At 65.4% G+C, this 20,505-nt stretch carries 22 protein-coding genes, 1 tRNA gene and 1 pseudogene; 12 read left to right on the top strand and 12 right to left on the bottom strand.

Going from position 1 to position 20,505, the window contains the following annotated elements; all coding sequences use genetic code 11:
• Nucleotides 1-18: 18 nt before the first annotated feature.
• Nucleotides 19-792, bottom strand: coding sequence for an IclR family transcriptional regulator (locus NG701_RS18755; RefSeq protein ID WP_252569755.1), 774 nt, complete (start codon nucleotides 790-792; stop codon nucleotides 19-21).
• Between the two features lie 53 nt (nucleotides 793-845).
• Complete coding sequence (locus NG701_RS18750) at nucleotides 846-1,481, bottom strand: DUF2461 domain-containing protein (protein ID WP_252569752.1); 636 nt, start codon at nucleotides 1,479-1,481, stop codon at nucleotides 846-848.
• 261 nt (nucleotides 1,482-1,742) lie between these two features.
• Between NG701_RS18750 and NG701_RS18745 the strand changes: the two genes are divergently transcribed.
• From NG701_RS18745 to NG701_RS18730, 4 genes are read left to right on the top strand one after another with little or no spacing between them, the layout of a single operon-like run.
• A complete protein-coding gene (locus NG701_RS18745; protein ID WP_252569749.1) occupies nucleotides 1,743-2,732 on the top strand; it encodes an ABC transporter substrate-binding protein in 990 nt (329 codons plus the stop codon).
• Nucleotides 2,729-3,571: an ABC transporter permease gene (locus NG701_RS18740; protein WP_252569746.1), complete on the top strand. Its 843-nt coding sequence runs from the start codon at nucleotides 2,729-2,731 to the stop codon at nucleotides 3,569-3,571. Before NG701_RS18745 ends, NG701_RS18740 begins: the two co-directional genes overlap by 4 nt.
• The gene (locus NG701_RS18735) at nucleotides 3,568-4,341 is read left to right on the top strand and encodes an ABC transporter permease (protein WP_252569743.1); all 774 of its coding nucleotides are present in this window, start codon (nucleotides 3,568-3,570) and stop codon (nucleotides 4,339-4,341) included. Before NG701_RS18740 ends, NG701_RS18735 begins: the two co-directional genes overlap by 4 nt.
• The gene (locus NG701_RS18730; RefSeq protein WP_252569741.1) at nucleotides 4,331-5,185 is read left to right on the top strand and encodes an ABC transporter ATP-binding protein; all 855 of its coding nucleotides are present in this window, start codon (nucleotides 4,331-4,333) and stop codon (nucleotides 5,183-5,185) included. Before NG701_RS18735 ends, NG701_RS18730 begins: the two co-directional genes overlap by 11 nt.
• An 86-nt stretch (nucleotides 5,186-5,271) precedes the next feature.
• Here NG701_RS18730 and NG701_RS18725 read toward each other — a convergent pair whose 3' ends face one another.
• The 3 genes from NG701_RS18725 to NG701_RS18715 are packed head-to-tail and all read right to left on the bottom strand — an operon-like array spanning nucleotide 5,272 to nucleotide 8,040.
• A complete protein-coding gene (locus tag NG701_RS18725) occupies nucleotides 5,272-6,759 on the bottom strand; it encodes a catalase (protein ID WP_252569738.1) in 1,488 nt (495 codons plus the stop codon).
• Between the two features lie 18 nt (nucleotides 6,760-6,777).
• Complete coding sequence (locus NG701_RS18720; protein ID WP_252569736.1) at nucleotides 6,778-7,248, bottom strand: Fur family transcriptional regulator; 471 nt, start codon at nucleotides 7,246-7,248, stop codon at nucleotides 6,778-6,780.
• 30 nt (nucleotides 7,249-7,278) lie between these two features.
• On the bottom strand, nucleotides 7,279-8,040 hold the full coding sequence (locus NG701_RS18715; protein ID WP_252569733.1) for a hypothetical protein: 762 nt from the start codon (nucleotides 8,038-8,040) through the stop codon (nucleotides 7,279-7,281).
• A gap of 78 nt (nucleotides 8,041-8,118) precedes the next feature.
• Between NG701_RS18715 and NG701_RS18710 the strand changes: the two are divergent.
• Both NG701_RS18710 and htpX read left to right on the top strand, forming a co-directional pair.
• Nucleotides 8,119-9,390 (top strand): annotated as a pseudogene (locus NG701_RS18710) (MFS transporter).
• A 65-nt stretch (nucleotides 9,391-9,455) separates the two neighbouring features.
• A complete protein-coding gene (htpX, locus tag NG701_RS18705) occupies nucleotides 9,456-10,322 on the top strand; it encodes a zinc metalloprotease HtpX (RefSeq protein ID WP_058931627.1) in 867 nt (288 codons plus the stop codon).
• 188 nt (nucleotides 10,323-10,510) lie between these two features.
• Here htpX and NG701_RS18700 read toward each other — a convergent pair whose 3' ends face one another.
• The gene (locus NG701_RS18700) at nucleotides 10,511-11,002 is read right to left on the bottom strand and encodes a YajQ family cyclic di-GMP-binding protein (protein ID WP_252569731.1); all 492 of its coding nucleotides are present in this window, start codon (nucleotides 11,000-11,002) and stop codon (nucleotides 10,511-10,513) included.
• 225 nt (nucleotides 11,003-11,227) lie between these two features.
• On the opposite strand from NG701_RS18700, the gene NG701_RS18695 reads away from it, so the two are divergent.
• From NG701_RS18695 to NG701_RS18685, 3 genes are all read left to right on the top strand, one after another.
• Nucleotides 11,228-11,482 (top strand): hypothetical protein, encoded by a 255-nt coding sequence (locus NG701_RS18695; protein WP_252569729.1) that lies wholly within the window; start codon nucleotides 11,228-11,230, stop codon nucleotides 11,480-11,482.
• A 181-nt stretch (nucleotides 11,483-11,663) separates the two neighbouring features.
• A tRNA-Tyr gene (locus NG701_RS18690) sits at nucleotides 11,664-11,745 on the top strand.
• Nucleotides 11,746-12,040: 295 nt separating this feature from the next.
• The gene (locus NG701_RS18685; protein ID WP_252569727.1) at nucleotides 12,041-12,472 is read left to right on the top strand and encodes a CBS domain-containing protein; all 432 of its coding nucleotides are present in this window, start codon (nucleotides 12,041-12,043) and stop codon (nucleotides 12,470-12,472) included.
• Nucleotides 12,473-12,579: 107 nt separating this feature from the next.
• Here NG701_RS18685 and NG701_RS18680 read toward each other — a convergent pair whose 3' ends face one another.
• Together NG701_RS18680 and NG701_RS18675 are read right to left on the bottom strand one after the other, a co-directional pair.
• Nucleotides 12,580-13,557 carry a LysM peptidoglycan-binding domain-containing protein gene (locus NG701_RS18680; RefSeq protein WP_374208713.1) on the bottom strand — a complete coding sequence of 326 codons (978 nt, stop codon included), beginning with the start codon at nucleotides 13,555-13,557 and terminating at the stop codon, nucleotides 12,580-12,582.
• 397 nt (nucleotides 13,558-13,954) lie between these two features.
• Entirely contained in the window at nucleotides 13,955-14,689 is a 735-nt protein-coding gene (locus tag NG701_RS18675; protein WP_252569724.1) for a potassium channel family protein, read from the bottom strand.
• A gap of 70 nt (nucleotides 14,690-14,759) precedes the next feature.
• Here NG701_RS18675 and NG701_RS18670 point away from each other — a divergent pair, with 70 nt between their 5' ends.
• Nucleotides 14,760-15,329 (top strand): acyl-CoA thioesterase, encoded by a 570-nt coding sequence (locus NG701_RS18670; protein WP_252569721.1) that lies wholly within the window; start codon nucleotides 14,760-14,762, stop codon nucleotides 15,327-15,329.
• Between the two features lie 18 nt (nucleotides 15,330-15,347).
• On the opposite strand, the gene NG701_RS18665 is transcribed toward NG701_RS18670, so the two are convergent.
• Both NG701_RS18665 and NG701_RS18660 read right to left on the bottom strand, forming a co-directional pair.
• A complete protein-coding gene (locus NG701_RS18665) occupies nucleotides 15,348-16,148 on the bottom strand; it encodes an ABC transporter permease subunit (protein ID WP_252569719.1) in 801 nt (266 codons plus the stop codon).
• A complete protein-coding gene (locus tag NG701_RS18660) occupies nucleotides 16,145-17,098 on the bottom strand; it encodes an ABC transporter ATP-binding protein (RefSeq protein ID WP_252569716.1) in 954 nt (317 codons plus the stop codon). Before NG701_RS18660 ends, NG701_RS18665 begins: the two co-directional genes overlap by 4 nt.
• Nucleotides 17,099-17,258: 160 nt before the next feature.
• Between NG701_RS18660 and NG701_RS18655 the strand changes: the two genes are divergently transcribed.
• A complete protein-coding gene (locus NG701_RS18655) occupies nucleotides 17,259-17,702 on the top strand; it encodes a thioredoxin family protein (protein ID WP_252569713.1) in 444 nt (147 codons plus the stop codon).
• Between the two features lie 98 nt (nucleotides 17,703-17,800).
• Here NG701_RS18655 and NG701_RS18650 read toward each other — a convergent pair whose 3' ends face one another.
• Nucleotides 17,801-18,079 carry a putative quinol monooxygenase gene (locus NG701_RS18650; protein ID WP_058931640.1) on the bottom strand — a complete coding sequence of 93 codons (279 nt, stop codon included), beginning with the start codon at nucleotides 18,077-18,079 and terminating at the stop codon, nucleotides 17,801-17,803.
• A gap of 104 nt (nucleotides 18,080-18,183) precedes the next feature.
• On the opposite strand from NG701_RS18650, the gene NG701_RS18645 reads away from it, so the two are divergent.
• Nucleotides 18,184-19,860, top strand: a complete 1,677-nt coding sequence (locus NG701_RS18645) for an AMP-binding protein (RefSeq protein ID WP_252569712.1) — start codon at nucleotides 18,184-18,186, stop codon at nucleotides 19,858-19,860.
• A gap of 97 nt (nucleotides 19,861-19,957) precedes the next feature.
• Here the strand turns inward: NG701_RS18645 and NG701_RS18640 are convergent, their stop codons facing one another.
• A complete protein-coding gene (locus NG701_RS18640) occupies nucleotides 19,958-20,380 on the bottom strand; it encodes an ester cyclase (protein ID WP_252569708.1) in 423 nt (140 codons plus the stop codon).
• Nucleotides 20,381-20,505 lie beyond the last annotated feature (125 nt).

The raw sequence follows: 20,505 nt of genomic DNA, 5'->3' as shown, positions 1-20,505 counted from the left end.
CCTGAATCGGCGTGTGGGCTAGATCCAGGCCCTTTCAAATCCTGGCGGCAGGCAGCGGCTGAGCTCAGGCTGCACGTCCTGGAGCAGCGCCACGAGTGATTCGATCCGTTCCGGCGTCATGTGAACGCTGGGGGCTGAGATGGAGACAGCGGCCGCGACCTTGCCGAGCAGGTCCGGGATGGCGATGGCGACGCAGGTGATGCCGAGTTCGTTCTCCTGGTCATCCAGCGCGAAGCCGTCGGCCCTGGCCTGGTCCAGCACCGTCCGGAAGGCGGCAACATCCTGAATGGAGCGGGGTGTGGCGATCGCCGCGGTATCGAAGGCGCGGACGGCCTCGTCATTTCCATACTGGGCCGCCAGCAGGGCCTTGCCCATGGCGGTGTTCTGCGCCCGCAACCGTGCCCCGGGACGGGACGCCATTTCAATGCCGCGATGGCCGCGTGCCTTGGCCAGGTACAGGACATCGTCGCCGCTGAGGATGCCCAGGTGCGTGGTGTCCTGCGTGGTCCTGGCGATCCCGGCGAGGATGGTCTGCACGGTGTCGGGGAGGCTGATCTTTGCCTCTGCCTTCGTGCCGAGCTCCAGCAGTTTGATGCCCAGGTGATAACTGTGGTCCGGCTGCTGGCTGAGATACCTGCCTGCCACCAGTGTGGTCAGCATGCGGTGGGTCGCCGAGCGGCTTAGCCCCGAGGCCTGGGTGATGTCCTCGAGCCGGTGGGCGCCCGCAGCGACGTGGTCGAGCAGGCTGAGTCCGCGCTCCAGTGTGCGGGCCCCTGCGGGATTAGCTTCCATGCCCCCAATTATCCCACGTATAGGGAGCCTTCCCATCTACAGGAAGTCCGGCGTCACGGGGCGGCATGCCGGCCCACCCAGTCCACCAAGGGCCGCAGCTTGTCCCACAGCGCCTCGATTTCCTGCACCGCCGCCGGTGAATCCAGCCACTCCGGCTGGCCCAGTTCGATGCCGGCGGACAGCGACTTGTGCTTCAGCAGCTCCGCCCGGGGATGGTCCTTGTCGAAACCGCGCGGCACGGTCTTGAGTTTTTCGCCCTCCACGGCAAAGCCCGCGGCAGCCACGGTCTCCACGATGTGCCGCAGCGATTCGCCGGTCCCGGAGGCATCCACGGAGTTCCGGAAGCGGGCCAGCTGGGCCGGCGTACTGGTGTGGCAGCCGCCGCCCACCAGCAGCCCGTCGGCGCTCACCTGGACGTAATATCCCACGCCTTCCTGGGACGACGCGAACGCTCCCTGGGCAGTCTTGTAGGGCGATTTGTCTTGGGCGAACCTGATGTCCCGGTTGGGCCGGAAGATCTTGCCCGGCCCGAACCGCGGCTCCAGTTCAGCCAGCAGGGCCGTGACCGGATCCCGCACCAGGGTGTTGTAGCTGTCCTTGTGCTCCAGCCACCACTCACGGTTGTTGTTGTCCTCAAGTTCGGCATAGAACGCGAATGCCCCTGCTGGGATGCCCTGGAATGTACTCATGCAGTGATCCTAGGGGCCGCCGGAAGCCCCGGCCAGAGCGGCAGGCGCCTATGTGGAAAGCGTGGACAGCAGCCTCCCCATGGCGCGGCGCCCCGCGTCGTTCCACCATCCGGCACGCGCGTACCGGGAGGATAACGATGGCCAGATCCGGTTGACCACAGGCGTCCTCTGAACCAGACTTAATTCGAAAGTTTGTTCGGAAACCGAACAAGCTGGGCGTGGGGGCCTCGCACTCCCATGCCACTTCACAAAGGAGTGAACATGAAGCGTCGTTGTGTAATCGCTGTGCTTGCCGCAGCATCGGTCCTGGGCTTGTCAGCCTGTGGGTCCGGTTCGCCGAGTTCTACCGGCAATGGAACCGCCCCCGCCGGTGGAGCCGGGAGCGGAGAGCTGACCAAGGTCAGTGTGGGGGTTATCCCGATCGTGGACTGCGCACCGATCTACCTGGGCAGCAAGCAGGGGTTCTTCAAGGATGAGGGCCTGGAGTTGGACATCCAGACAGCCACCGGCGGCGCAGCAATCGTCCCGGGCGTGGTCAGCGGCAGCTTCGACTTCGCGTTCTCCAACCTGATTTCGGTCATGGTTGCCAAGGACAAGGGTCTCGACCTGAAGTTTGTCGCCAATGGAGCGTCCACCACCGGTGAGGAGGGGAACGACATCGGCGGCGTCGTCGTCCCGGCCGGGTCGGGTATCCAGTCCGCGAAAGACCTCGCCGGCAAGACCGTCTCGGTGAACAACCTCGCCAATATCGGCGACACCACCATCAAGTCGGTCATCGAAAAGGACGGCGGCGATCCCAACGGCGTGAAGTTTGTTGAGGTGGCCTTCCCGGACGCCCCGGCGGCCCTGGCCAACAAGCAGGTGGACGCAGCATGGATCCTGGAACCCTTCCTCTCGGTGGCTGTGGCCGAAGGCGGCACGATAGTCTCCTCGAACTTCGTCGAGATGAGCCCGGAACTGGACATCGCCGGCTATTTCACCAAGGTGGACACCATCAAGGGCAAGGCCGAGCTGACGGAGAAGTTCACCCGCGCCATGAACAAGTCCCTTGAGTACGCCCAGGCGAACCCGCAGGAGGTCCGCGAAATCGTGGGCACCTACACCAAGATCGACGAGGCCACCCGGGCCAAGATGATCCTGCCGCGCTACCGCGTCGAATTCAACCAGGACGCCTTCAAGACCCTCGGTGACGCCGCCGCCAAGTACGGCACGCTGGCCAAGGCACCGAACGCCGGTGACCTCCTCCCGTGAGTTCCCACGCTTCAGCTTCCAGCGGTCCCGCCCCACGTGTGGGACGGGACCGCAGGTCGGTCCGCAAGCTGCCGGTAAAACAGTTGCTCGGCCTGGCCGGAATCGCGGGATTCCTGGCCACGTGGGAGCTCATTCCCCGCCTGGGCATCATTGACGAACGTTTCCTCCCTCCGGCCAGCGAGGTCATTGTGGCGCTGGTTCGGGACTTCGGCCTGACCGCATTCTGGATCTCGGTCGGCGAAACCATGACGGCCTGGTTCCTGGGCCTCCTCATCGCCGTCGCTCTGGCGGTGCTGCTGGGCTTCGTCATTGGCTCCAGCGACTTCCTGCGGAAGGCGACCAACTCCACGGTGGAGTTCCTGCGGCCCATCCCGTCAGTGGCCCTGATCCCACTGGCGGTGCTGCTCTTCGGCGTGAAGATTGAATCGTCCCTAATGCTGATCACCTACGCAGCCTTTTGGCAGGTGCTGATCCAGGTCCTCTACGGGGTGGCCGATGTCGACATGGTGGCCAACAACACCGCAAAGACCTACGGCCTGGGCCGGATGGCGCGGATCCGCTACGTCGTTTTCCCCACCGCCCTGCCCTACCTGATGACCGGCGTCCGGCTTGCCGCAACGGTGGCGCTGGTCCTGGCCATCACGGCGGAACTGGTGATCGGCTCGCCGGGCCTGGGCCGTGAAATCGCCCTCGCCCAGTCCGGCGGTGCCATCTCCGGCATGTATGCCCTCGTGCTGGCCACCGGACTGATAGGCGTGCTGATCAACGTCCTGATGCGCTTCATCGAGAAGAAGACGCTGGCCTGGCACTCCTCCGTCCGTTCTGAGGTGATCGTATGAAAGCCCTGAAGACCCTCGGCTACGTGCTGGCGCTGCCCATCCTGCTGGTCCTGCTCTGGTGGGCCTCAACCCTCGGGACGGTCAACTTCTTTGTCCCCACCCCAGCCGCCCTCGTGGCGAAATTCGGCGAGGTCTGGTTCGGCCCACGCTTCTTCTCCGATGTGCTGCCCAGCATCGGCCGGCTCCTGGTCGGCGTCACCGCGGCGATCGTGATCGGCGTCGTAGGCGGGGTCCTGATCGGCTCGGTCAGATGGCTCCGTGCCCTGCTGGAACCGACACTGGAGTTCTTCCGCGCCATCCCACCGCCAGTCCTGGTCCCGGTTCTGATCCTGCTGATGGGGATCACGGACTCCATGAAGGTGGCGGTCATCATTTCCGGCTGTGTCTGGCCGGTCCTGCTGAACACCATCGAAGGGGTCCGCGCCGTCGACGGGGTGCTCTCGGATTCGGCTCACACCTACGGCATCAACGGCTGGGCCCGGATCAGGTATCTGGTGCTGCCTTCGGCCAGTCCGCAGATCATGGCTGGCGTGCGCCAGTCACTGTCCCTCGGGCTGATTCTGATGGTCATCTCCGAAATGTTCGCCTCGTCCTCGGGGCTTGGCTTCACCATCGTCCAGTTCCAGCGCTCCTTCGCCATCCCGGAAATGTGGTCCGGCATCGTGGTGCTCGGTCTGCTGGGCGTGGCCATGTCGTTCATCTTCCAGTGGGCCGAGCGGAACATCCTGCGCTGGTACCACGGCCAGAAAGAGGTAGAAAATGCAGCCTGACTCCACCCGCCCGGCCACGGAGGCGATGCTCTCCGTCCGCAGCCTGAAGAAGGTGTACCAGACCGACGGCGGCGACATCGAAGCGGTGCGTAACCTCACCTTCGATCTGCGGGCTGGCGAGCTGGCCTGCCTCGTGGGCCCCTCCGGCTCCGGCAAGACGACACTCCTGAAGTGCATCTCCGGGTTGATGGCCCCCACCGAGGGCGAGGTTCTCCTTGACGGCAAACGCGTGTCCGGGCCGCCGAAGAAGATGGCCGTGGTGTTCCAGGAATACGGCAGGTCGCTGTTCCCCTGGATGCGGGTCCGGGAAAACGTGGATCTGCCGCTGAAGAACCAGGGCGTGTCCAAGGCGGAACGCGACAGGCTCGTGGACGAGGCCCTCGAGGCCGTGGGCCTGTCCCATGTTCCGCGGTCCTACCCCTGGCAGCTCTCTGGCGGCATGCAGCAGCGCGTGGCGATCGCGCGCGCCATCGCCTATCAGCCCGAGGTGCTGCTGATGGACGAGCCGTTCGCCGCCGTAGACGCACAGACCCGGGCGGACCTGGAGGACTTGATCCGGGTGGTCTGGAAGAAGCTCGGTGTGACCGTGCTCTTCGTCACCCACGACATCGACGAATCCATCTACCTCGGCGAACGCGTCATCATCCTGTCGTCCTCTCCGACAGTCATCCAAGAGGACATCGTGATCGACCTCCCCGACGACCGGGACCAGCTCAATACCAGGGCACTGCCGCGCTTCACCGAGCTCCGCCACCACGTGTACGAGCAGATCCAGCTCGCCAAGAAGGGCCACCGGCCCGCGGCGGCAGGCTCGGCGCCGGCGGGCCGCCCGGACGTCGCGTAGCCCTGACGGCAACAACAGAAACACCCCGCCACGGAAAATCCGTGGCGGGGTGTTCGTGTTGTGGCCCAAGGGCCGCAGGTGGCGAATCAGCCGATCTTGTTGGCAGCCTCGGCAGCGGAGTCAGTGGAGCCCGCACCGAGGTTGGCTCGCAGCTTGGCGCCGAGTTCGGCATCCACGTTGGTCCAGTACTGGATGGCGCGTTCCTTGATTTCGGCGTTCTTCACGCCGCCCACCGCACCGGTGATGGTGTCCAGCAGACGGGCCTTGGCGCCGTCGTCGAACACCTCGCGGTACAGGGTGCCGGCCTGGCCGAAGTCGCCGTCCTCGGCGTGGAGGGAGTGTGCGGAGAGCGTGAGCTCGCCGTCGTTCTCCCAGCCGCCGGCCGGGGAAGCCGGCTCAACGGCTGCAGGGCCGTTGAAGGAGTTGGGGGCGTAAACCGGTACGGACGGGGCGTTGAAGTGGTAACGCCCGGCGCCGTCCTGGCTGTAGTTGTTGACCTGGTTCTTCGGCTGGTTCACCGGGATCTGCGCATGGTTGGTGCCCACGCGGTAGCGGTGTGCGTCGGCGTAGGAGAAGATACGGGCCTGCAGCATCTTGTCCGGGGAGGCGGCGATGCCCGGCACGAAGTTCGACGGCGCGAAGGTGGCCTGCTCGATCTGCGCGAAGTAGTTCTCCGGGTTCTTGTTCAGCTCCATGGTGCCCACGTGGATCAGCGGGTAGTCCGAGTGCGGCCACACCTTGGTGAGGTCGAACGGGTTGAAGCGGTAGCCCTTGGCGTCTTCGTACGGCATGACCTGGACGTGCAGTTCCCAGGACGGGAAGTTGCCCTCGGCGATGTTGTCCTGCAGGTCGCGGATGTAGAAGTCCGCGTCCGAGCCGGCCAGCTCTTCGGCCTGGTCGCCGGAGATGGTCTTGACGCCCTGGTTGGACTTGAAGTGGTACTTGACCCAGAAGCGCTCGCCCGCGGCGTTGATCCACTGGTAGGTGTGCGAGCCGTAGCCCTGCATTTCACGCCAGGAGGCCGGCAGGCCACGGTCGCCCATGAGCCAGGTGACCTGGTGTGCGGACTCGGGGGACAGGGTCCAGAAGTCCCACTGCATGTCGGCGTCGCGCAGGTGGGTGCCCGGGAGGCGCTTCTGGGAGTGGATGAAGTCCGGGAACTTGATGCCGTCGCGGATGAAGAAGACGGGGGTGTTGTTGCCCACGAGGTCGTAGTTGCCCTCGGAGGTGTAGAACTTGACGGCGAAACCGCGGGGGTCGCGCCAGGTGTCCGGGGAGCCTGCTTCACCGGCGACGGAGGAGAAGCGGATCAGCATCTCGGTCTCGACGCCCGGCTGCAGGAACGCGGCCTTGGTGTACTTGGAGATGTCCGAGGTGGCCTTGAAAGTACCGAACGCGCCGCCGCCCTTGGCGTGCACTACGCGCTCCGGCACGCGCTCGCGGTTGAACTGGGCGAGCTTTTCGATCAGGTAGTGGTCCGTGAGGATGATGGCGCCGTCGGCGCCGACGGACTGTGCGTGCGCGTCAGAGGTGACGGGCGCGCCGGACTGGGTTGTAGAGATGTTCGCAGTCATTTTTCTCCTATTTCTCGATTATTTGGGACGTTCAGAAGGAAGTTTTTGGGACTCTTGGCAGTCCTGGCAGATGCCCTGGTACATCACGTCGGCGATCTGGATGGTCATCGGCTTGGAGTTCGCATCCCAGTGCGGCGTGAGGCAGGGCGCGTGCCCGACGGCGCATTCGACGTCCTCCACGCGGCCGCAGCTGATGCAGATGGCGTGGTGGTGGTTGTCACCGACGCGGGTCTCGTACAGGGCGGGAGAATGCGGCGGCTCGAAGCGGCGCAGCATGTGCAGATCGGTCAGGTCGCCGAGGACCACGTATACCGATTGCGCGGTCAGCTCCGGAAGTTCGGTGCGCGCGGCGGCGAGGATGCTCTCCGCGGCGGAGTGCGGGTGATGTTCGACGGCGGTCAGCACGGCGAGCCGCTGTTTGGTCACCCGGCGGCCGTGGGCACGCAGGGCGGCAGCCCATGCATCGTGGCCGCCAGAGTGTTCCGTCATGCCTCTATTGAAGCACTTATTATGAGTCGATCACAATAAGGCTTGGCTTACCTTCGGCAGATCCAGGAATTCCTGCATGGGGTTGAGGGATTCTCCTGCCGAGCGGCCCATGGCATGGACTTCCTGGCCGCCTGGTCCGGGCTCCGGCACCACACAGCTCAGCCCGGTCACGCCGGGGCGGGCTGTCAGGCCGTCGACGGCGGCGGCCAGCGCCAGCAGGTGGCCGGGTGTCAGGCCGTCGCCCGGCGCCGGCGGAAGCACCGGCGCGAGCACCGTGTGGTGCGCACCGGCCTTGAATTTCGGGGCACTGGCAGTGAGTTCCGGGAGGGTGTCGTCCACCGGCGGGACGGGCTCCGCCGGGCGCTCAACAGCCAGCCGGCGCAGGGCGGAGCGGAGGCCGCCGTCGTACTCTTTGAGCTCGTCCGCTGCGGCCGGCACGCGGCGCTGAACGGGAAGGCGCAGCTGTTCGCCGGGCGTGACCGGCTCGGCGTCCCAGCGCCCGAACACATGGAACGTGGGGGTGGAGGACTCAGCCTCCGGCTCGCCGATGGCTGCCCCGATGGGGTGCCACTGGTGCGCAAACACCACCGTGCAGCGGCTGGCGCCCAGAACATCGGCGAGGGCCTGCCGCGCAATGTTGTGGCAGTGCAGCCAGTCCGTGGCCGAGCGGAGATCGAACGCGATGGCCGGGTTCGTGAGCCGGATCAGGAGATGGCCGGCGTTCAGGGCAGTCCGGGGCCGGGCAATCTCCCAGCAAGCCGAGGCAAAAAGCAGCCGCCTGGACACATTCATACGCCAACTCCTTTCCCCCGCCTGAGGATACCAATCGTGTGACAGAACAGGACACTGCTGCGCCATTAGGGTTGCAGGGTGGGGAAACTGCTGGCCGACATCACACCGCTCAGGGAGAGCCCGGCCTTCCGCCGGCTCTGGCTGGGTTCCGCCGTTTCGGCCGTGGGGAGCCAGCTCACGCTGGTGGCCGTGAGCCTGGAGGTGTACCGGCTCACGCAGGACAGTTTCTAAGTGGGCCTGCTGGGTGTGTTCGCCCTGGTGCCGCTGGTGTTCGGCGGCCTGCTGGGCGGGTCCATCGCCGACTCCCACAACCGCCGCACGGTGGCGCTCCTGGCAACCTCTGTCCTGTGGCTGACCACCGGCCTGATCGCGCTGCAGTCCTGGCTGCAGCTGGGAAACGTCTGGGTCCTTTACCTTCTGGTGGCGCTGCAAAGCGGCGCCCAGGCCATCAACCAGCCGGCACGCAGTGCCATCATTCCCACGCTCATCCGCAAGGAACTGCTTCCCGCGGCCAACGCACTCAGCATGATGTCGTTCGGTCTGGCCATGACCGTGGGACCCCTGCTGGCGGGCCTGCTGGTGGCGTGGGTGGGCTTCGGCTGGACCTACACCATCGACTTCATCAGCTTCGCCTTTGTGCTCTGGGCAGTCTTCAGGCTCCCATCCATGCCTCCCTCAGGAAGCGCCGGGCGGGCCGGAATCCGGTCTGTCATCGAAGGGTTCCGGTTCCTGGGCAACCGGCCCAACCTGCGGATGACCTTCATCATCGACCTCGTGGCCATGATCCTCGCCCAGCCGCGCGCGCTGATGCCCGCCATCGGTGCGCTGGTGATCGGCGGCGGCGAAACCACGGTGGGCATCCTGCTGGCCTCCAGCGCGGTGGGCGCATTCTTGGCCGGCCTGTTTTCGGGGCCGCTGGGCCATGTCCGGTGGCAGGGGAGTGCCGTGGTGTGGTCGGTGATGGGCTGGGGCGCCTCCATTGCCGGCTTCGGCGCGGTGGTGCTCCTGGCAGGACGGACGGACGACGGCGGGGCCACAGTTTGGCTGGTCCCGGCGGCTGTGTGCTGTGCCCTGGCAGGAATCGCAGACTCCATCAGTGCCGTCTTCCGTAACACCATCCTGCAGGCCGCCGCGCCGGACCACCTCCGGGGACGGCTCCAGGGCGTCTTCATTGTGGTGGTGGCCGGCGGCCCGCGCGTGGGTGACCTGCTGGCAGGCGGCGGGACTAAGATTCTGAGTGAGGGCTGGGTCCTGCTTCTGGGCGGGGTTTTGTGCATCGCGGTGGCCTGGCTGGCGGCACAGCTGCAGCCGGGCTTCCGGAAGTACGATGCCCGCGACCCGGTGCCATAGGGCCATGTCTTGTTGGGTCAATGCCTTGTTTGGCAACTTTGCCAGGGCGACGTGGAGGAGTGGACGTGCACAAGCATTACAACGGCCTGAAAACTGCGGCGCTCTTCGGCGTCCTGTGGGCGGTGCTCCTGGGCCTGGGCGGACTGATCGGGATCAATACCCGGAGCTCAGCGCCCATCTGGATCATGGCCCTGATCGGCGTGGCCACCACCGCGTACGGCTACTGGAACAGCGACAAGATCGCCATCCGTTCCATGCAGGCCTACCCCGTCACGGAGGCCCAGGCGCCACAGCTCTACCAGATTGTCCGGGAGCTCTCCGTCCGGGCCAACCAGCCGATGCCCCGCATCTACCTCTCACCCACCATGAACCCGAACGCGTTCGCCACCGGCCGGAATCCCAAAAACGCCGCCGTGTGCTGCACCGAAGGGATCCTGCAGCTGCTGGACGCCCGCGAGCTGCGCGGGGTCCTGGGGCACGAGCTGATGCACGTGTACAACCGGGACATCCTCACGTCCTCGGTGGCAGCCGCAGTGGCCGGCGTCATCACATCCGTGGGCCAGATGCTGCTTTTCTTCGGCGGAGACCGGCGCAACTCCAACCCGCTGGCCATGCTGGCGATGGCGCTTTTGGCGCCGTTTGCCGCCTCGCTCATCCAGCTGGCCATCTCCAGGACCAGGGAGTACGACGCCGACGAGGACGGTTCGCAGCTCACGGGCGATCCGCTGGCGCTCGCCTCAGCCCTGCGCAAGATTGAGCAGGGGGTCAGGATCGCGCCGCTGCCGCAGGAGCAGAAGCTGGTCAACACCTCGCACCTGATGATCGCCAACCCGTTCCGCGGCGGGGCGATGACCAAGCTGTTCGCCACGCACCCGCCGATGAAGGAGCGGATCGCCCGACTGGAACGGATTGCCGGCCGGCCGCTGAACTGAGTCCAACCGAACTGAGGCAACCTGACCAACCCGGGCGCCGCCGTCGTACTTCCTTATTTGGCGACACTTTGGCGACACTGAAAATCAACCGTGGCACGCAAAAACGCCGCCGCTACCCGCATTCAGGTAGCGGCGGCGTCTTTTGCCAGCGATAGAATTTTTGCGCCGCGAAAACGAAGGCCTGGTGGCTAGCTGCGGAAGTTGACGAACTGCAGGTCCGCCTCGTCGAAGTCCTTCAGCAGCGCCATGACAGACTGCAGGTCGTCGCGGGACTTGGACGAGACGCGGAGTTCGTCGCCCTGGATCTGGGACTTGACGCCTTTGGGACCCTCGTCGCGGATCAGCTTGTTGATCTTCTTGGCCAGGTCCTGCTCGATGCCTTCCTTGATGGAGGCTTCCAGGCGGAATTCCTTACCGGATGGGTACGGCTCGCCGGTGTCCAGGGACTTCAGGGAGATGCCGCGGCGGATCAGCTTTGACTGGAGGACGTCCAGCACAGCCAGGACGCGTTCTTCCGAGTTCGCCTTCATCAGGATCTTCTCGCCGCTGAAGTCGACATCGGCGCCAACGCCCTTGAAGTCGTAGCGTTGGACCAGTTCCTTCTGTGCCTGGTTCAGCGCGTTGGCCACTTCCTGCTTGTCCACTTTGCTTACGACGTCGAACGTTGACTCGCCTGCCATGATTCTCCTTGTGCCGGTGGTTGCCCTGACATTGGCTCTGCAGGGCGTGGATCTCTGCATTCCAGCCTAATACGGATCGCCCGGCTGTGGCGCTGGTGGGGGTGCGGCGCTGTTGTGGATTCGGCGCTGTTCCCGATTCACAGTTCCCTCATAGCGGACGCACGGCGGGAACGAAGCCGGGCAGGCGAGAGTTGAACGAGTTGGAAGAAGATCGAAAGGGAAGTTATGCGACACAAGGCCGTCCGTTATGTCACCCGAACCACCGCCGCAGCTGCGGGCGCTGTCGCCACTGCTGCCACGTCAGTCGCCGCTGCAGCCCTGGCAGGTTCCATCATCTTCAGCCCGGTCCCGGATGCCTCGGCCCGCATAGAGGGTGTGAGCGAGGACCTGCTGCGGGCGGTCCAGCTGAACCAGATCACCGAGGAGCAGGCCGTGAAGTTCGAGGCAAGGCTGGCCGGACGGATTCTCGGCGACGCCTGAGTCCCCGCATTTTCCGGTGAATTGCGGGGCTTCTGGCGGCATTTCCGGGGGGCTGCCGCCTCGATTCGATGTTTCGGCAGAAGTTCTGTAAAGTTGTCTTGCCCGCGGTTACTGGAAGCGGAACGGCCCGGAAACGGACGTTCTGAACACTGCAGCCGGGGGTGATCTTCTTTTGAAGTTCGGCAGATTACCCGAGCGGCCAAAGGGGGCTGACTGTAAATCAGCTGGCAACGCCTACGGGGGTTCGAATCCCTCATCTGCCACCCAAGGAAAAGCCTCCGGAACCATTAGGTTCCGGAGGCTTTTTTGTGCCCGGAGGCAGGCCCGGAGGCCAGGGGCCCTGCAGCCTGGCTCGTCCGCAGCTCCTGGCGGGCTCCAAGTTTCCCCGCCTTATGGTCTGTTCCCCGAGTAACAGGGCCACGGAGCGGGGAAAAGCAGCGTCGGAAGTCTGCCAAGAATCCGTCGTCGACATCAGCGTTGGCCCCGGCGTAGGCTGGCACCATCGGCGCATGTGACCCCGATGCCCTGCGTCGATACATCAATCGATGAAGGAGAACCATGAGCGTTGTACGTGAATTTATGACCACGGATGCACAGTGTATTAAGGAGCATCAGTCCCTCGTAGATGCCGCTCGGATGATGTTGGATCTGGATTGTGGATCGCTGCCGATCTGCGGCGATGACGGCAAGTTGAAGGGCATGATCACCGACCGCGACATCGTGCTTAGGTGCGTTGCTGCCGGCCGTGATCCCCGCGAGATGCTGGCCGGCGAACTGGCCACCGGCAAGCCCTACTGGGTTGACGCCGATGCCAGTGTGGACGCCGCCATCGAAATCATGGAGCGGCACCAGATCCGGCGGCTCCCGGTCATTGTCGACCACAAGATGGTTGGCATCATCAGCCAGGGCGACATTGCGCGCAACTACTCCGAGGAGCGCGTGGGCGAACTGGTGGAGCACATTTCGGAACGCCACCCGATGTCTGCATAGTCAGACAAACTCCCGCATGGCCTTGTTCGCGGCTCCTTGCCTTGAAGGTTCGGAACCGCGAACAAGCTTCGGAAATGCTGGACCGCGAAACCCGGCCGCACCGGTGCCTAGTTCAGGGCGATCAGGAGCATCTGGTTGGTGCCGGGGATGCAGGTCTGCAGGAGGGCCCGGGGGAACCCTCCGAACACCGCGATGACATCGTTGGTGGTTCCCGGGTTGGGGACCTGGCCCCTGGCTGTCGCCGTGTACGTCCCGTAGCCCGGAATGCTGACGGTCTCGCCCACTCCGATGCCGGAGAAACGCGCCCACCCGCCGCAGAAGTCATGCTCCGTGATGAACAGCGAGTAGCCGTCGTTGGGTGTGTAGTGGATGGGCCCGATGCAGGCGTCCACCATGGCCTGTCCGCCAGCGCCCGCCACGTAAATGGTGCGGACAGCGGGCGCGGCCTGGACCGGCGCCGGGGCGGGGATGTAGGCCGGTGAAGCCGCAACGGGTGCAGCCGCGGCCGGAGCGGAAACTTCGACGGCGGGTCCCGTCAGCTTCAGCGTCTGGCCCGGGACGATGATGCTGTAGAGGCCCAGCCCGTTGGCGGCCAGCATCGCGTTTGTGTCAACGCCGTACCTGGCTGCGATCCCACCCACCGTATCGCCGGGGACAACCGTGTAGAGGTTGGGGTCGCCTGCGGGTGCCGGAGCAGGTTCGGGCGCTGGCGGTGGTGGGGGAGCCTCGGCAGGCACCGCAGCTTCTGCGACTTCCGGCTCCGCAGTGCCAGCTCCCGCACTGCCAAACTCAACGGACCCAACATAGGGCGCATCCAACGGCACCGCGGCCAAAGGCCGGGCAACGCGGACAACTGGCGCCGCCGCCGTCGTGATGGCCTCCGCCGGCGCGGATATCTCTGCCATGGGGACGGGACCGGCCAATGCGCCAACGCCGAAGGCGGAAATCACGGCGGCGGCGGCCATGCCTGCCCACAGCTTGTTGCTGATCGGCCTGCGCCCCGGTGCCATGAGTTCGACGCGCGGGACGTCGGTTTCGAAATTTCGGCGGGGTGGTTCGGAAGTTTTTGCGGTCAACTGGTACATGGGTGGCCCATCGCAGGTCGGCCCGGCAACAGGGCGGCAGCGGGTGCCGCGAGTTCCACGTGCAGGACGGATCGAGGTGTGATGCGCTGCGCGGTCCCGGTCTTTGAACGGAACCGCGCACGGAAGCGCATGATGGGAGTGCCCGCATACCCAGAAGATACGGATGCTCCGCTATGAAGCGGCATCATCCACCCCAGCTCGGAGGATGCGCCGGCAACTTTGTTTGGCCCTAGGAATTTCGAGTCTAGGAAGCTGCGACAGGCACTGCACCAGTAGGCATTACCTGAATTTTTCCGCCGAATACTTGGCCCTGCGGCGGCATCTACTCGCGGTTCTGGCGGCGACTACTCGGTGTCCAGCCGCCCGGCCCGCTGCAGATTTCTACCCCTGCACTTTTCTACAACGAGGGGCGGTCCTTGAGCGCGGCCACTTCGCGCCGCAGCGCAGCGATCTCCGTGACCAGGCCGGCCAGTTCTGCCCGCAAGGGTTCCTCCACGGACTCCGCGGCAGCTTCCGTGGACTCCTCAACACGCTGGACAAGCCAGGAGGCGATGGACGCAGTGACCACACCCAGCACGGCAATGCCGCTCATCATCAGCGCCGAGGCCACCAGCCGGCCGATCGGCGTCACGGGGTACATGTCGCCGTAACCCACGGTGGTGATGGTGGTGATGGCCCACCAGAGAGCATCGCCGAACGTCAGGATCTTGGCGTCCGGTGCGGACTGTTCCACGTCCAGCACCGCCAGCGCACCCACAAAGACCAGCAGCGCGGCAGACCCGGCCACATAGGTGACCACCCGGCCCCTGAGGGTCTCGCCGATAGTTCGGTGCAGCACTGAAAGAAGCGTAACCAGCCGGAGCAGGCGCAGCGGGCGGAAGAACGGCAGGGCCACGATCAGGAGTTCGTGCAGGTTCCAGAAAAACCAGCGGCTGCGGTCCGTGGCCAGCCACAGGTTGGTGGCGTAATCAAGGGCGAAAATACCCCAAGTCAGCCACATCACCGTCTCAAGCCAGTCCGCGCCGCTGCCGTCGACGCGGCCAATCACCTGCCACGCATACGCCGCCAGGAAAACCAGTGCAGTCCCCATCAGGGGCCACTCGGCGAGGTCCCGGTAGCGTTGTTGCGTCATGCGCCACATCCTACGTGGCGGGCCGGCCCTACGGACTTGCCAGCAAGTTACTGGTGGGTAACATTGGAGGATGCACCTGCTTCTGCGAACCCTTCTGATGCTGTTCACGTCCGCCCGCCGCTCCGCCCTGACAATCTGGGACGCGTCGTCCCTGCCGCTGCGGGTCCTGCCCACCGACATCGACGTCGCCATGCACGTCAACAACGGCATGTACTTTTCCCTCATGGACCTGGGCCGGTTCGACCTGATGGTCCGCAGCGGCGTATGGAAGACAATGCGCCGGCGCGGCTGGAGCCCGGTGGCGGCGGGGGAGACTATCGCCTTCCGGAAGTCGCTGCAGCTGTGGCAGCAGTACACCATCGAAACAAAGATCATCGGCCTGGATGCCAAGGCCATCTACTTTGAGCAGCGCATGGTGGCCGACGGCGAGATTTACGCCCGTGCCTACATCGCCACCCGCCTGGTCAGCAAAGGCAAACCCGTCAGCCAGGAAGAGATCCTGCGCGAGTTCGGCCAGCCCCCGGCGGACCTGGTGCTGCCCGAATGGATCCACGAATGGCGTGAGACCAACGCCCTGCCCGGCAGCCGGACGCCGGCTCCCCACGTATGGGACAGCCTTACCCGGCAACCCAAGGCCTGAGCGCCGGTCACCCGGAAGCTACGTGCCGACGTCGCGCCTGTTCACGGCCACCGCGGCGACTGCCACCAGGGCCGCCGAAATTCCCCAGAGCCACCCGGCCGCAGCCCAGTCCGCACCGTTGGCCACTGGGGAATTCCCGTAAGCCCAGTGGTAGGGGCTCAGGTCCAGCAGCCACTCCACGTCCTCGCTCTGCCGGCCGACGGCGTTGAAGACGTAGCCAAGAACGCCGACGGCGGCGCCCGCGGCCAGCCCGTACGTCCGCCTGCCGGACACGGCCCCGGCGCAGAGCGCGGCCGTTCCGCTCAGCAGGGCCAGCCCGGCAAACAGCGCTGCTGCGCCGAAGAGGTTCTCCGGCCTGATGGCCAGCTGGGCCGAATCATTGAGCAGGCGGACCAGCACAAAGACCAGGGCCGCGAGCAGAACCACGCGCAGGAACAGCGATAGCGCGCGTTCCAGCACCACCTGGACGCGGGTCACCCCATGCGCGAGGGTCAGCTCCAGCTGCCCCGATTCCTCGTCGCCGCCCACCGCGGCCGCACCCCATCCCACGGAGGCGATGGTCATCAGGAGGAAGCCGATCAGCCCGAACAGTGTGGCCTGGGTGTACCCGGGACCGGTGGCGATCTGGTCGTAGTTCAGGGCCTTGGTCATCTCGGCCGGGAGGGCATCGATCATGTCCTGCATCTGCGCGCTCCCGCCGATCGACGGGTACAGCGGCAAGTAGAGGAACGTGGCGGCGGCCAGGCCAGCGGCCCATGCGACGGTGGAGCGCCAGGAATCAAAGAAGGCCCGGCGGAACAGTGGCAGCGAGGTGCTCATCGCGCGGCCTTCGCCGTGCCGGGCACTGCCGGGTCCGTGCCTGCCGGACTTGAGTACATCTTGAGCACCGACTCTTCAAGATCCGGTTCCTCCAGCACCAGGTCGGCCAGCTCCAGGGTGCCCAGGGCCCTGACCAGCGGCTGGATGGCCCCCTCCACGGTCGCCGAAAGGGTGATGCTGCCGCCGGACTCCAGCACCTCAACATGCCCGACGCCGGGCACCCCACCCAGCAGCGCGCCGGCGTCGTGCGCTGTTATTCCGTTCGCGGTGAACCGGACCCGGCGCACCGCAGCTTCCCGAAGCCCGCTCACGGACTCAACGGCGATGATCCGGCCGTCCCGGAGAATCGCCACTGTGTCGGCCGTTTGCTGGACCTCGCTGAGGACGTGGGAGCTGAGGAAGATGGTCTGGCCGTTGTGCTGCGCCTCGCGGACCATCGCGTGGAATTCCTGCTGGACCAGCGGATCCAAGCCGCTGGTGGGCTCATCGAGGACCAGGAGCTCGGGATCGTGCATAAACGCCTGGACGAGGCCCAGCTTCTGCTTGTTGCCTTTGGACAGCTTGCGCGTGTGGCGGTCCAGGTCCAGCCCAAGCCGTTCGGCCAGGCCATCGATCCTGCCCGGGGGCACCGGACCGCTGATGGCCTGGTAGTGGGCCAGGAGTTTCCGGCCCGTGACCCGGCCCTCGAGGAACAGCTCGCCAGGAAGGTAGCCGATCCGCCGGCGGAGCTCCGGGCCGCCCGCCCGGGGGTCCTTTCCGAGGACCCGGACCTCCCCGGAAGTGGGGCGGATGATGTCCAGCAGGCAGCGCATGGTGGTGGTCTTGCCGGCGCCGTTGGGGCCGATCACGCCGAACACTGAGCCTGCCTCGACGCTGAAATCCACCCCGTGGAGCACCTCGCGCCTGCCGAATTTCTTGGTCAGGGACCGGGTGGAGATAGCCTGGGCCATGAACCCTCCTGTGTGCGGCAGTCAGCGGCTGATGACCCCAAGGGTAGGCCTCGCAATGCCCGGTGTACACGGTCCTGCCTGGGTATTCCCGATGACGCGGGGAGCGAACAGGGCGCACCCGGCCGGGACATCGGCCTGCGCCTCGCGTACCGTTGAAGGCATGGCTACCGTAAACATCACAGGTGAACAGTTCGCATCGACCATCGAAGGCAACGACATTGTCCTGGTGGACTTCTGGGCTGAATGGTGCGGCCCCTGCAAGCAGTTCGGGCCCACGTACAGCGCCGTGTCGGAGAAGCACTCCGACGTCCTGTTCACGAAGGTGGACACCGAAGCCCAGCAGCAGCTCGCCGCCGAGGCCGGCATCACGTCCATCCCCACCCTGATGGCCTTCCGTGAAAAAGTTCTGGTCTTCTCCCAGCCTGGTGCCCTGAACGCCCAGCAGCTGGAGCAGGTTGTTGATGCGGTCAAGGCCCTGGATATGGACGAGGTTCACGCCCATGTGGCGCGCTCGCAGGCAGAAGCCGCAGCCGCCGCAGGCAGCAACCCGGCCGTCACCAAGAGCTCGGGTCCGCAGGACGGCACGCAGATCCCCGAGGCTTAAGCGCTCCTGGTGCCGTCTAACAACATCGACTGCTCCGTAAGTGCCCTTTTGAACGTTCAAAACGGCACTTACGGAGCAGTCGATGGTTAAAGCGAGGGTTAGAGGCGGTCCAGCTGCACGGGCTCGGCCAGCAGCGCGCTCAGGGATTCGTTCAGGTCCTGGACGGCGGTGCCCTTGGAGTGCTTCGCAAGCAGTTCCTCGGATTCCCACTGTTCCGTGAGGACCAGCTTCTCTTCGGTGGCTTCGGTCAGCTCGTAGCGGATGCAGCCTGGTTCGTTCACCACCTCGTCGATGGCGATTTCCAGGGCGAGCTTCACACGGAAGAACTCGCCGTCGTTGGGGATGAACGTTGCCTGCAGGTCGATGGGTGCACTCATGGATTTCACAATACCGGGACTCGGGATGCAGGCCCGCCCTGTTTACGCGCGGACACCCTCCTGTTGCGCTTCTCTTGCCCCGTTCCTGTTGGTAGCGTGCCAGCATGCGCGCTTACACAGCCGGGGACACTGACGTCCCGCTCCTCGAGGAAACCATCGGCCAGAACTTTGAGAGGGTGGTGGCCCAGTTCCCCTTCCACGACGCGCTGATCGAGGCCGCGCCGGTGCCGGGCGCTGACGCCCGCCGCTGGAGCTACACCAAAATGAACGACGACGTCGATCGCCTGGCGCGTGCGCTCCTCGCCTCGGGGGTGGCCAAGGGGGACCGGGTGGGCATCTGGAGCCCGAACTGCGCCGAGTGGACCTTGCTGCAGTACGCCACCGCCAAGGCCGGTGCCATCCTGGTGAACGTGAACCCGGCCTACCGGAGCCACGAACTGGAGTTTGTGGTGAAGCAGAACGGCATGCGGATGCTGGTGACGGCACCGTCGGACCGGAACAGCGACTACGTGGGGATGGCGCGCCAGGCGCTCGCCGGCTGTCCGGACCTCCGTGAACTGGTGTTCCTGCCGGATTACGGCACGGACGGGCTCGACGTCGGTGACCCCCAAAGTGACGGGGAGCTGACGTACGCCGAACTGCTGAAGCGGGCTGACGCCGTCGGCCATTCCGGCCTGAAGGCGCGGATGGCCGAACTGGACCCGCACGATCCCATCAACCTGCAGTACACCTCCGGGACCACTGGCTTCCCCAAGGGCGCCACGCTGACGCACCACAACATCCTGAACAACGGCTACTCCATCGGTGAGCTGCTGGGCTACACGGAGCACGACCGGGTGGTGATTCCGGTGCCGTTCTACCACTGCTTCGGGATGGTGATCGGCAACCTGGCCGCGCTCAGCCACGGTGCGGCCACCATCATCCCCGGGCGCGGTTTCACGCCGGCGGCGGCCTTGGAAGCGGTCCAGGACTTCGGCGGGACGTCCCTGTACGGCGTGCCCACCATGTTCATCGCCGAGCTGGCGCTGCCGGACTTCGACTCCTACGACCTTGCCACTCTCCGCACCGGCGTCATGGCAGGATCGGTGTGCCCCATCGATGTGATGAACCGGGTGATCTCGGAGATGCACATGGTGGACGTGGCCATCTGCTACGGCATGACCGAGACCTCCCCGGTGTCCACCATGACCCGGAACGGTGACACGCTGCAGCATCGCACCGAGACCGTGGGCCGCACCATGCCGAGGCTGGAAAGCCAGATCGTGGACCCTGGCACCGGCGAGGTGCTGGAGCGCGGCGAGATCGGCGAGCTGTGCACCCGGGGCTACGCCGTCATGGCCGGGTACTGGGACCAGCCGGACAAGACCACGGAAGCCATCGACGCCGACCGCTGGATGCACACCGGCGACCTCGCCCGGATGGACGACGAGGGCTACGTGGTGATCGAAGGCCGGATCAAGGACCTGGTGATCCGCGGCGGCGAAAACATCTACCCGCGCGAGATCGAGGAGTTCCTGTACAGCCACCCGGCCATCCAGGATGTGCAGGTGATCGGTGTGCCCGATGCCAGGTACGGCGAGGAACTGATGGCCTGCATTATCCTCAAGCCGGACGCGGAGCCCCTGGACGCTGCTTCAATTGCGGACTTCTGCCGCGGGAGACTGGCCCACTACAAGATCCCGCGCTACGTGGACGTCCGCGAAAGCTTCCCGATGACCGTTTCCGGGAAGATCCGCAAGGTGGAGATGCGCGAGGAGGCAGTGGCCCGCTTGGGGCTCTGACGCGCGGCGTCCCACAATCGGGGCCGCAAGTGTCCGTTCGCGCTGTCTGAGCCCCCTCGTTGAGCGCGAACGGACAGTTAAGCCCCCGCTCCGCGGCTCAGGTTGCCGGGGTCACCCCAAGCTGCGCCATGATGCCGGCTACATCGTAGTAGCGGCGTTCCTCCGTGACTTCCCCGTCAGCATTGAACGTCGAGAAGACAGCCGCGTTATTGATGAAGGATTTTCCGGTGGCGGCAATCTCGCCGCCGGGCGATGCCAACGGTCCCTGATGCGTCCCGCGCAGGGTGTACTCGGCTGCGAACGTCTCGCCGTCCTGGAACAGGGGCCCCACGGTGAGACTGACGTCCGGGAAGGCCCGCAGGAGTTCCACCATGTCCTGCTCAACGGCGTCCCGCCCCTTCAACGGCTGCGGGTAGAGCGGGTCGTGGACAACCGCGTCCGCGGCATAGGTTGCGGCGAAGGCCTTCGCATCATGAGAGTTCATGGCGTCTACTGACTTGGCAATTGCGTCTGCACTCATCGTTTGCTCCTTTATTGGTCCTGTTGTCCGTTATTCGAGACAACTTCAGACTGCCCGGCTCCAAGGCCAGGCGGATGGGTCAACTGACCCATTTTGTGGCCTATGCCGGCGGAGCTCACCAGGCG

It is taken from the genome of Pseudarthrobacter cellobiosi, assembly GCF_023913815.1.
Taxonomy (GTDB): Bacteria; Actinomycetota; Actinomycetes; order Actinomycetales; family Micrococcaceae; genus Arthrobacter; species Arthrobacter cellobiosi.
Note: the sequence above shows the minus strand (reverse complement) of the source record. Positions and strands in the feature narration are given on the sequence as shown.

What these genes read in the sequence shown, in the direction of transcription:
- NG701_RS18755 (WP_252569755.1), bottom strand. Translation starts at nt 792, where the DNA reads ATGGAAGCTAATCCCGCAGGGGCCCGCACACTGGAGCGCGGACTCAGC.
- NG701_RS18750 (WP_252569752.1), bottom strand. Translation starts at nt 1,481, where the DNA reads ATGAGTACATTCCAGGGCATCCCAGCAGGGGCATTCGCGTTCTATGCC.
- NG701_RS18745 (WP_252569749.1), top strand. Translation starts at nt 1,743, where the DNA reads ATGAAGCGTCGTTGTGTAATCGCTGTGCTTGCCGCAGCATCGGTCCTG.
- NG701_RS18735 (WP_252569743.1), top strand. Translation starts at nt 3,568, where the DNA reads ATGAAAGCCCTGAAGACCCTCGGCTACGTGCTGGCGCTGCCCATCCTG.
- NG701_RS18730 (WP_252569741.1), top strand. Translation starts at nt 4,331, where the DNA reads ATGCAGCCTGACTCCACCCGCCCGGCCACGGAGGCGATGCTCTCCGTC.
- NG701_RS18725 (WP_252569738.1), bottom strand. Translation starts at nt 6,759, where the DNA reads ATGACTGCGAACATCTCTACAACCCAGTCCGGCGCGCCCGTCACCTCT.
- NG701_RS18720 (WP_252569736.1), bottom strand. Translation starts at nt 7,248, where the DNA reads ATGACGGAACACTCTGGCGGCCACGATGCATGGGCTGCCGCCCTGCGT.
- NG701_RS18715 (WP_252569733.1), bottom strand. Translation starts at nt 8,040, where the DNA reads ATGAATGTGTCCAGGCGGCTGCTTTTTGCCTCGGCTTGCTGGGAGATT.
- NG701_RS18700 (WP_252569731.1), bottom strand. Translation starts at nt 11,002, where the DNA reads ATGGCAGGCGAGTCAACGTTCGACGTCGTAAGCAAAGTGGACAAGCAG.
- NG701_RS18695 (WP_252569729.1), top strand. Translation starts at nt 11,228, where the DNA reads ATGCGACACAAGGCCGTCCGTTATGTCACCCGAACCACCGCCGCAGCT.
- NG701_RS18685 (WP_252569727.1), top strand. Translation starts at nt 12,041, where the DNA reads ATGAGCGTTGTACGTGAATTTATGACCACGGATGCACAGTGTATTAAG.
- NG701_RS18680 (WP_374208713.1), bottom strand. Translation starts at nt 13,557, where the DNA reads ATGTACCAGTTGACCGCAAAAACTTCCGAACCACCCCGCCGAAATTTC.
- NG701_RS18675 (WP_252569724.1), bottom strand. Translation starts at nt 14,689, where the DNA reads ATGACGCAACAACGCTACCGGGACCTCGCCGAGTGGCCCCTGATGGGG.
- NG701_RS18670 (WP_252569721.1), top strand. Translation starts at nt 14,760, where the DNA reads ATGCACCTGCTTCTGCGAACCCTTCTGATGCTGTTCACGTCCGCCCGC.
- NG701_RS18665 (WP_252569719.1), bottom strand. Translation starts at nt 16,148, where the DNA reads ATGAGCACCTCGCTGCCACTGTTCCGCCGGGCCTTCTTTGATTCCTGG.
- NG701_RS18660 (WP_252569716.1), bottom strand. Translation starts at nt 17,098, where the DNA reads ATGGCCCAGGCTATCTCCACCCGGTCCCTGACCAAGAAATTCGGCAGG.
- NG701_RS18655 (WP_252569713.1), top strand. Translation starts at nt 17,259, where the DNA reads ATGGCTACCGTAAACATCACAGGTGAACAGTTCGCATCGACCATCGAA.
- NG701_RS18650 (WP_058931640.1), bottom strand. Translation starts at nt 18,079, where the DNA reads ATGAGTGCACCCATCGACCTGCAGGCAACGTTCATCCCCAACGACGGC.
- NG701_RS18645 (WP_252569712.1), top strand. Translation starts at nt 18,184, where the DNA reads ATGCGCGCTTACACAGCCGGGGACACTGACGTCCCGCTCCTCGAGGAA.
- NG701_RS18640 (WP_252569708.1), bottom strand. Translation starts at nt 20,380, where the DNA reads ATGAGTGCAGACGCAATTGCCAAGTCAGTAGACGCCATGAACTCTCAT.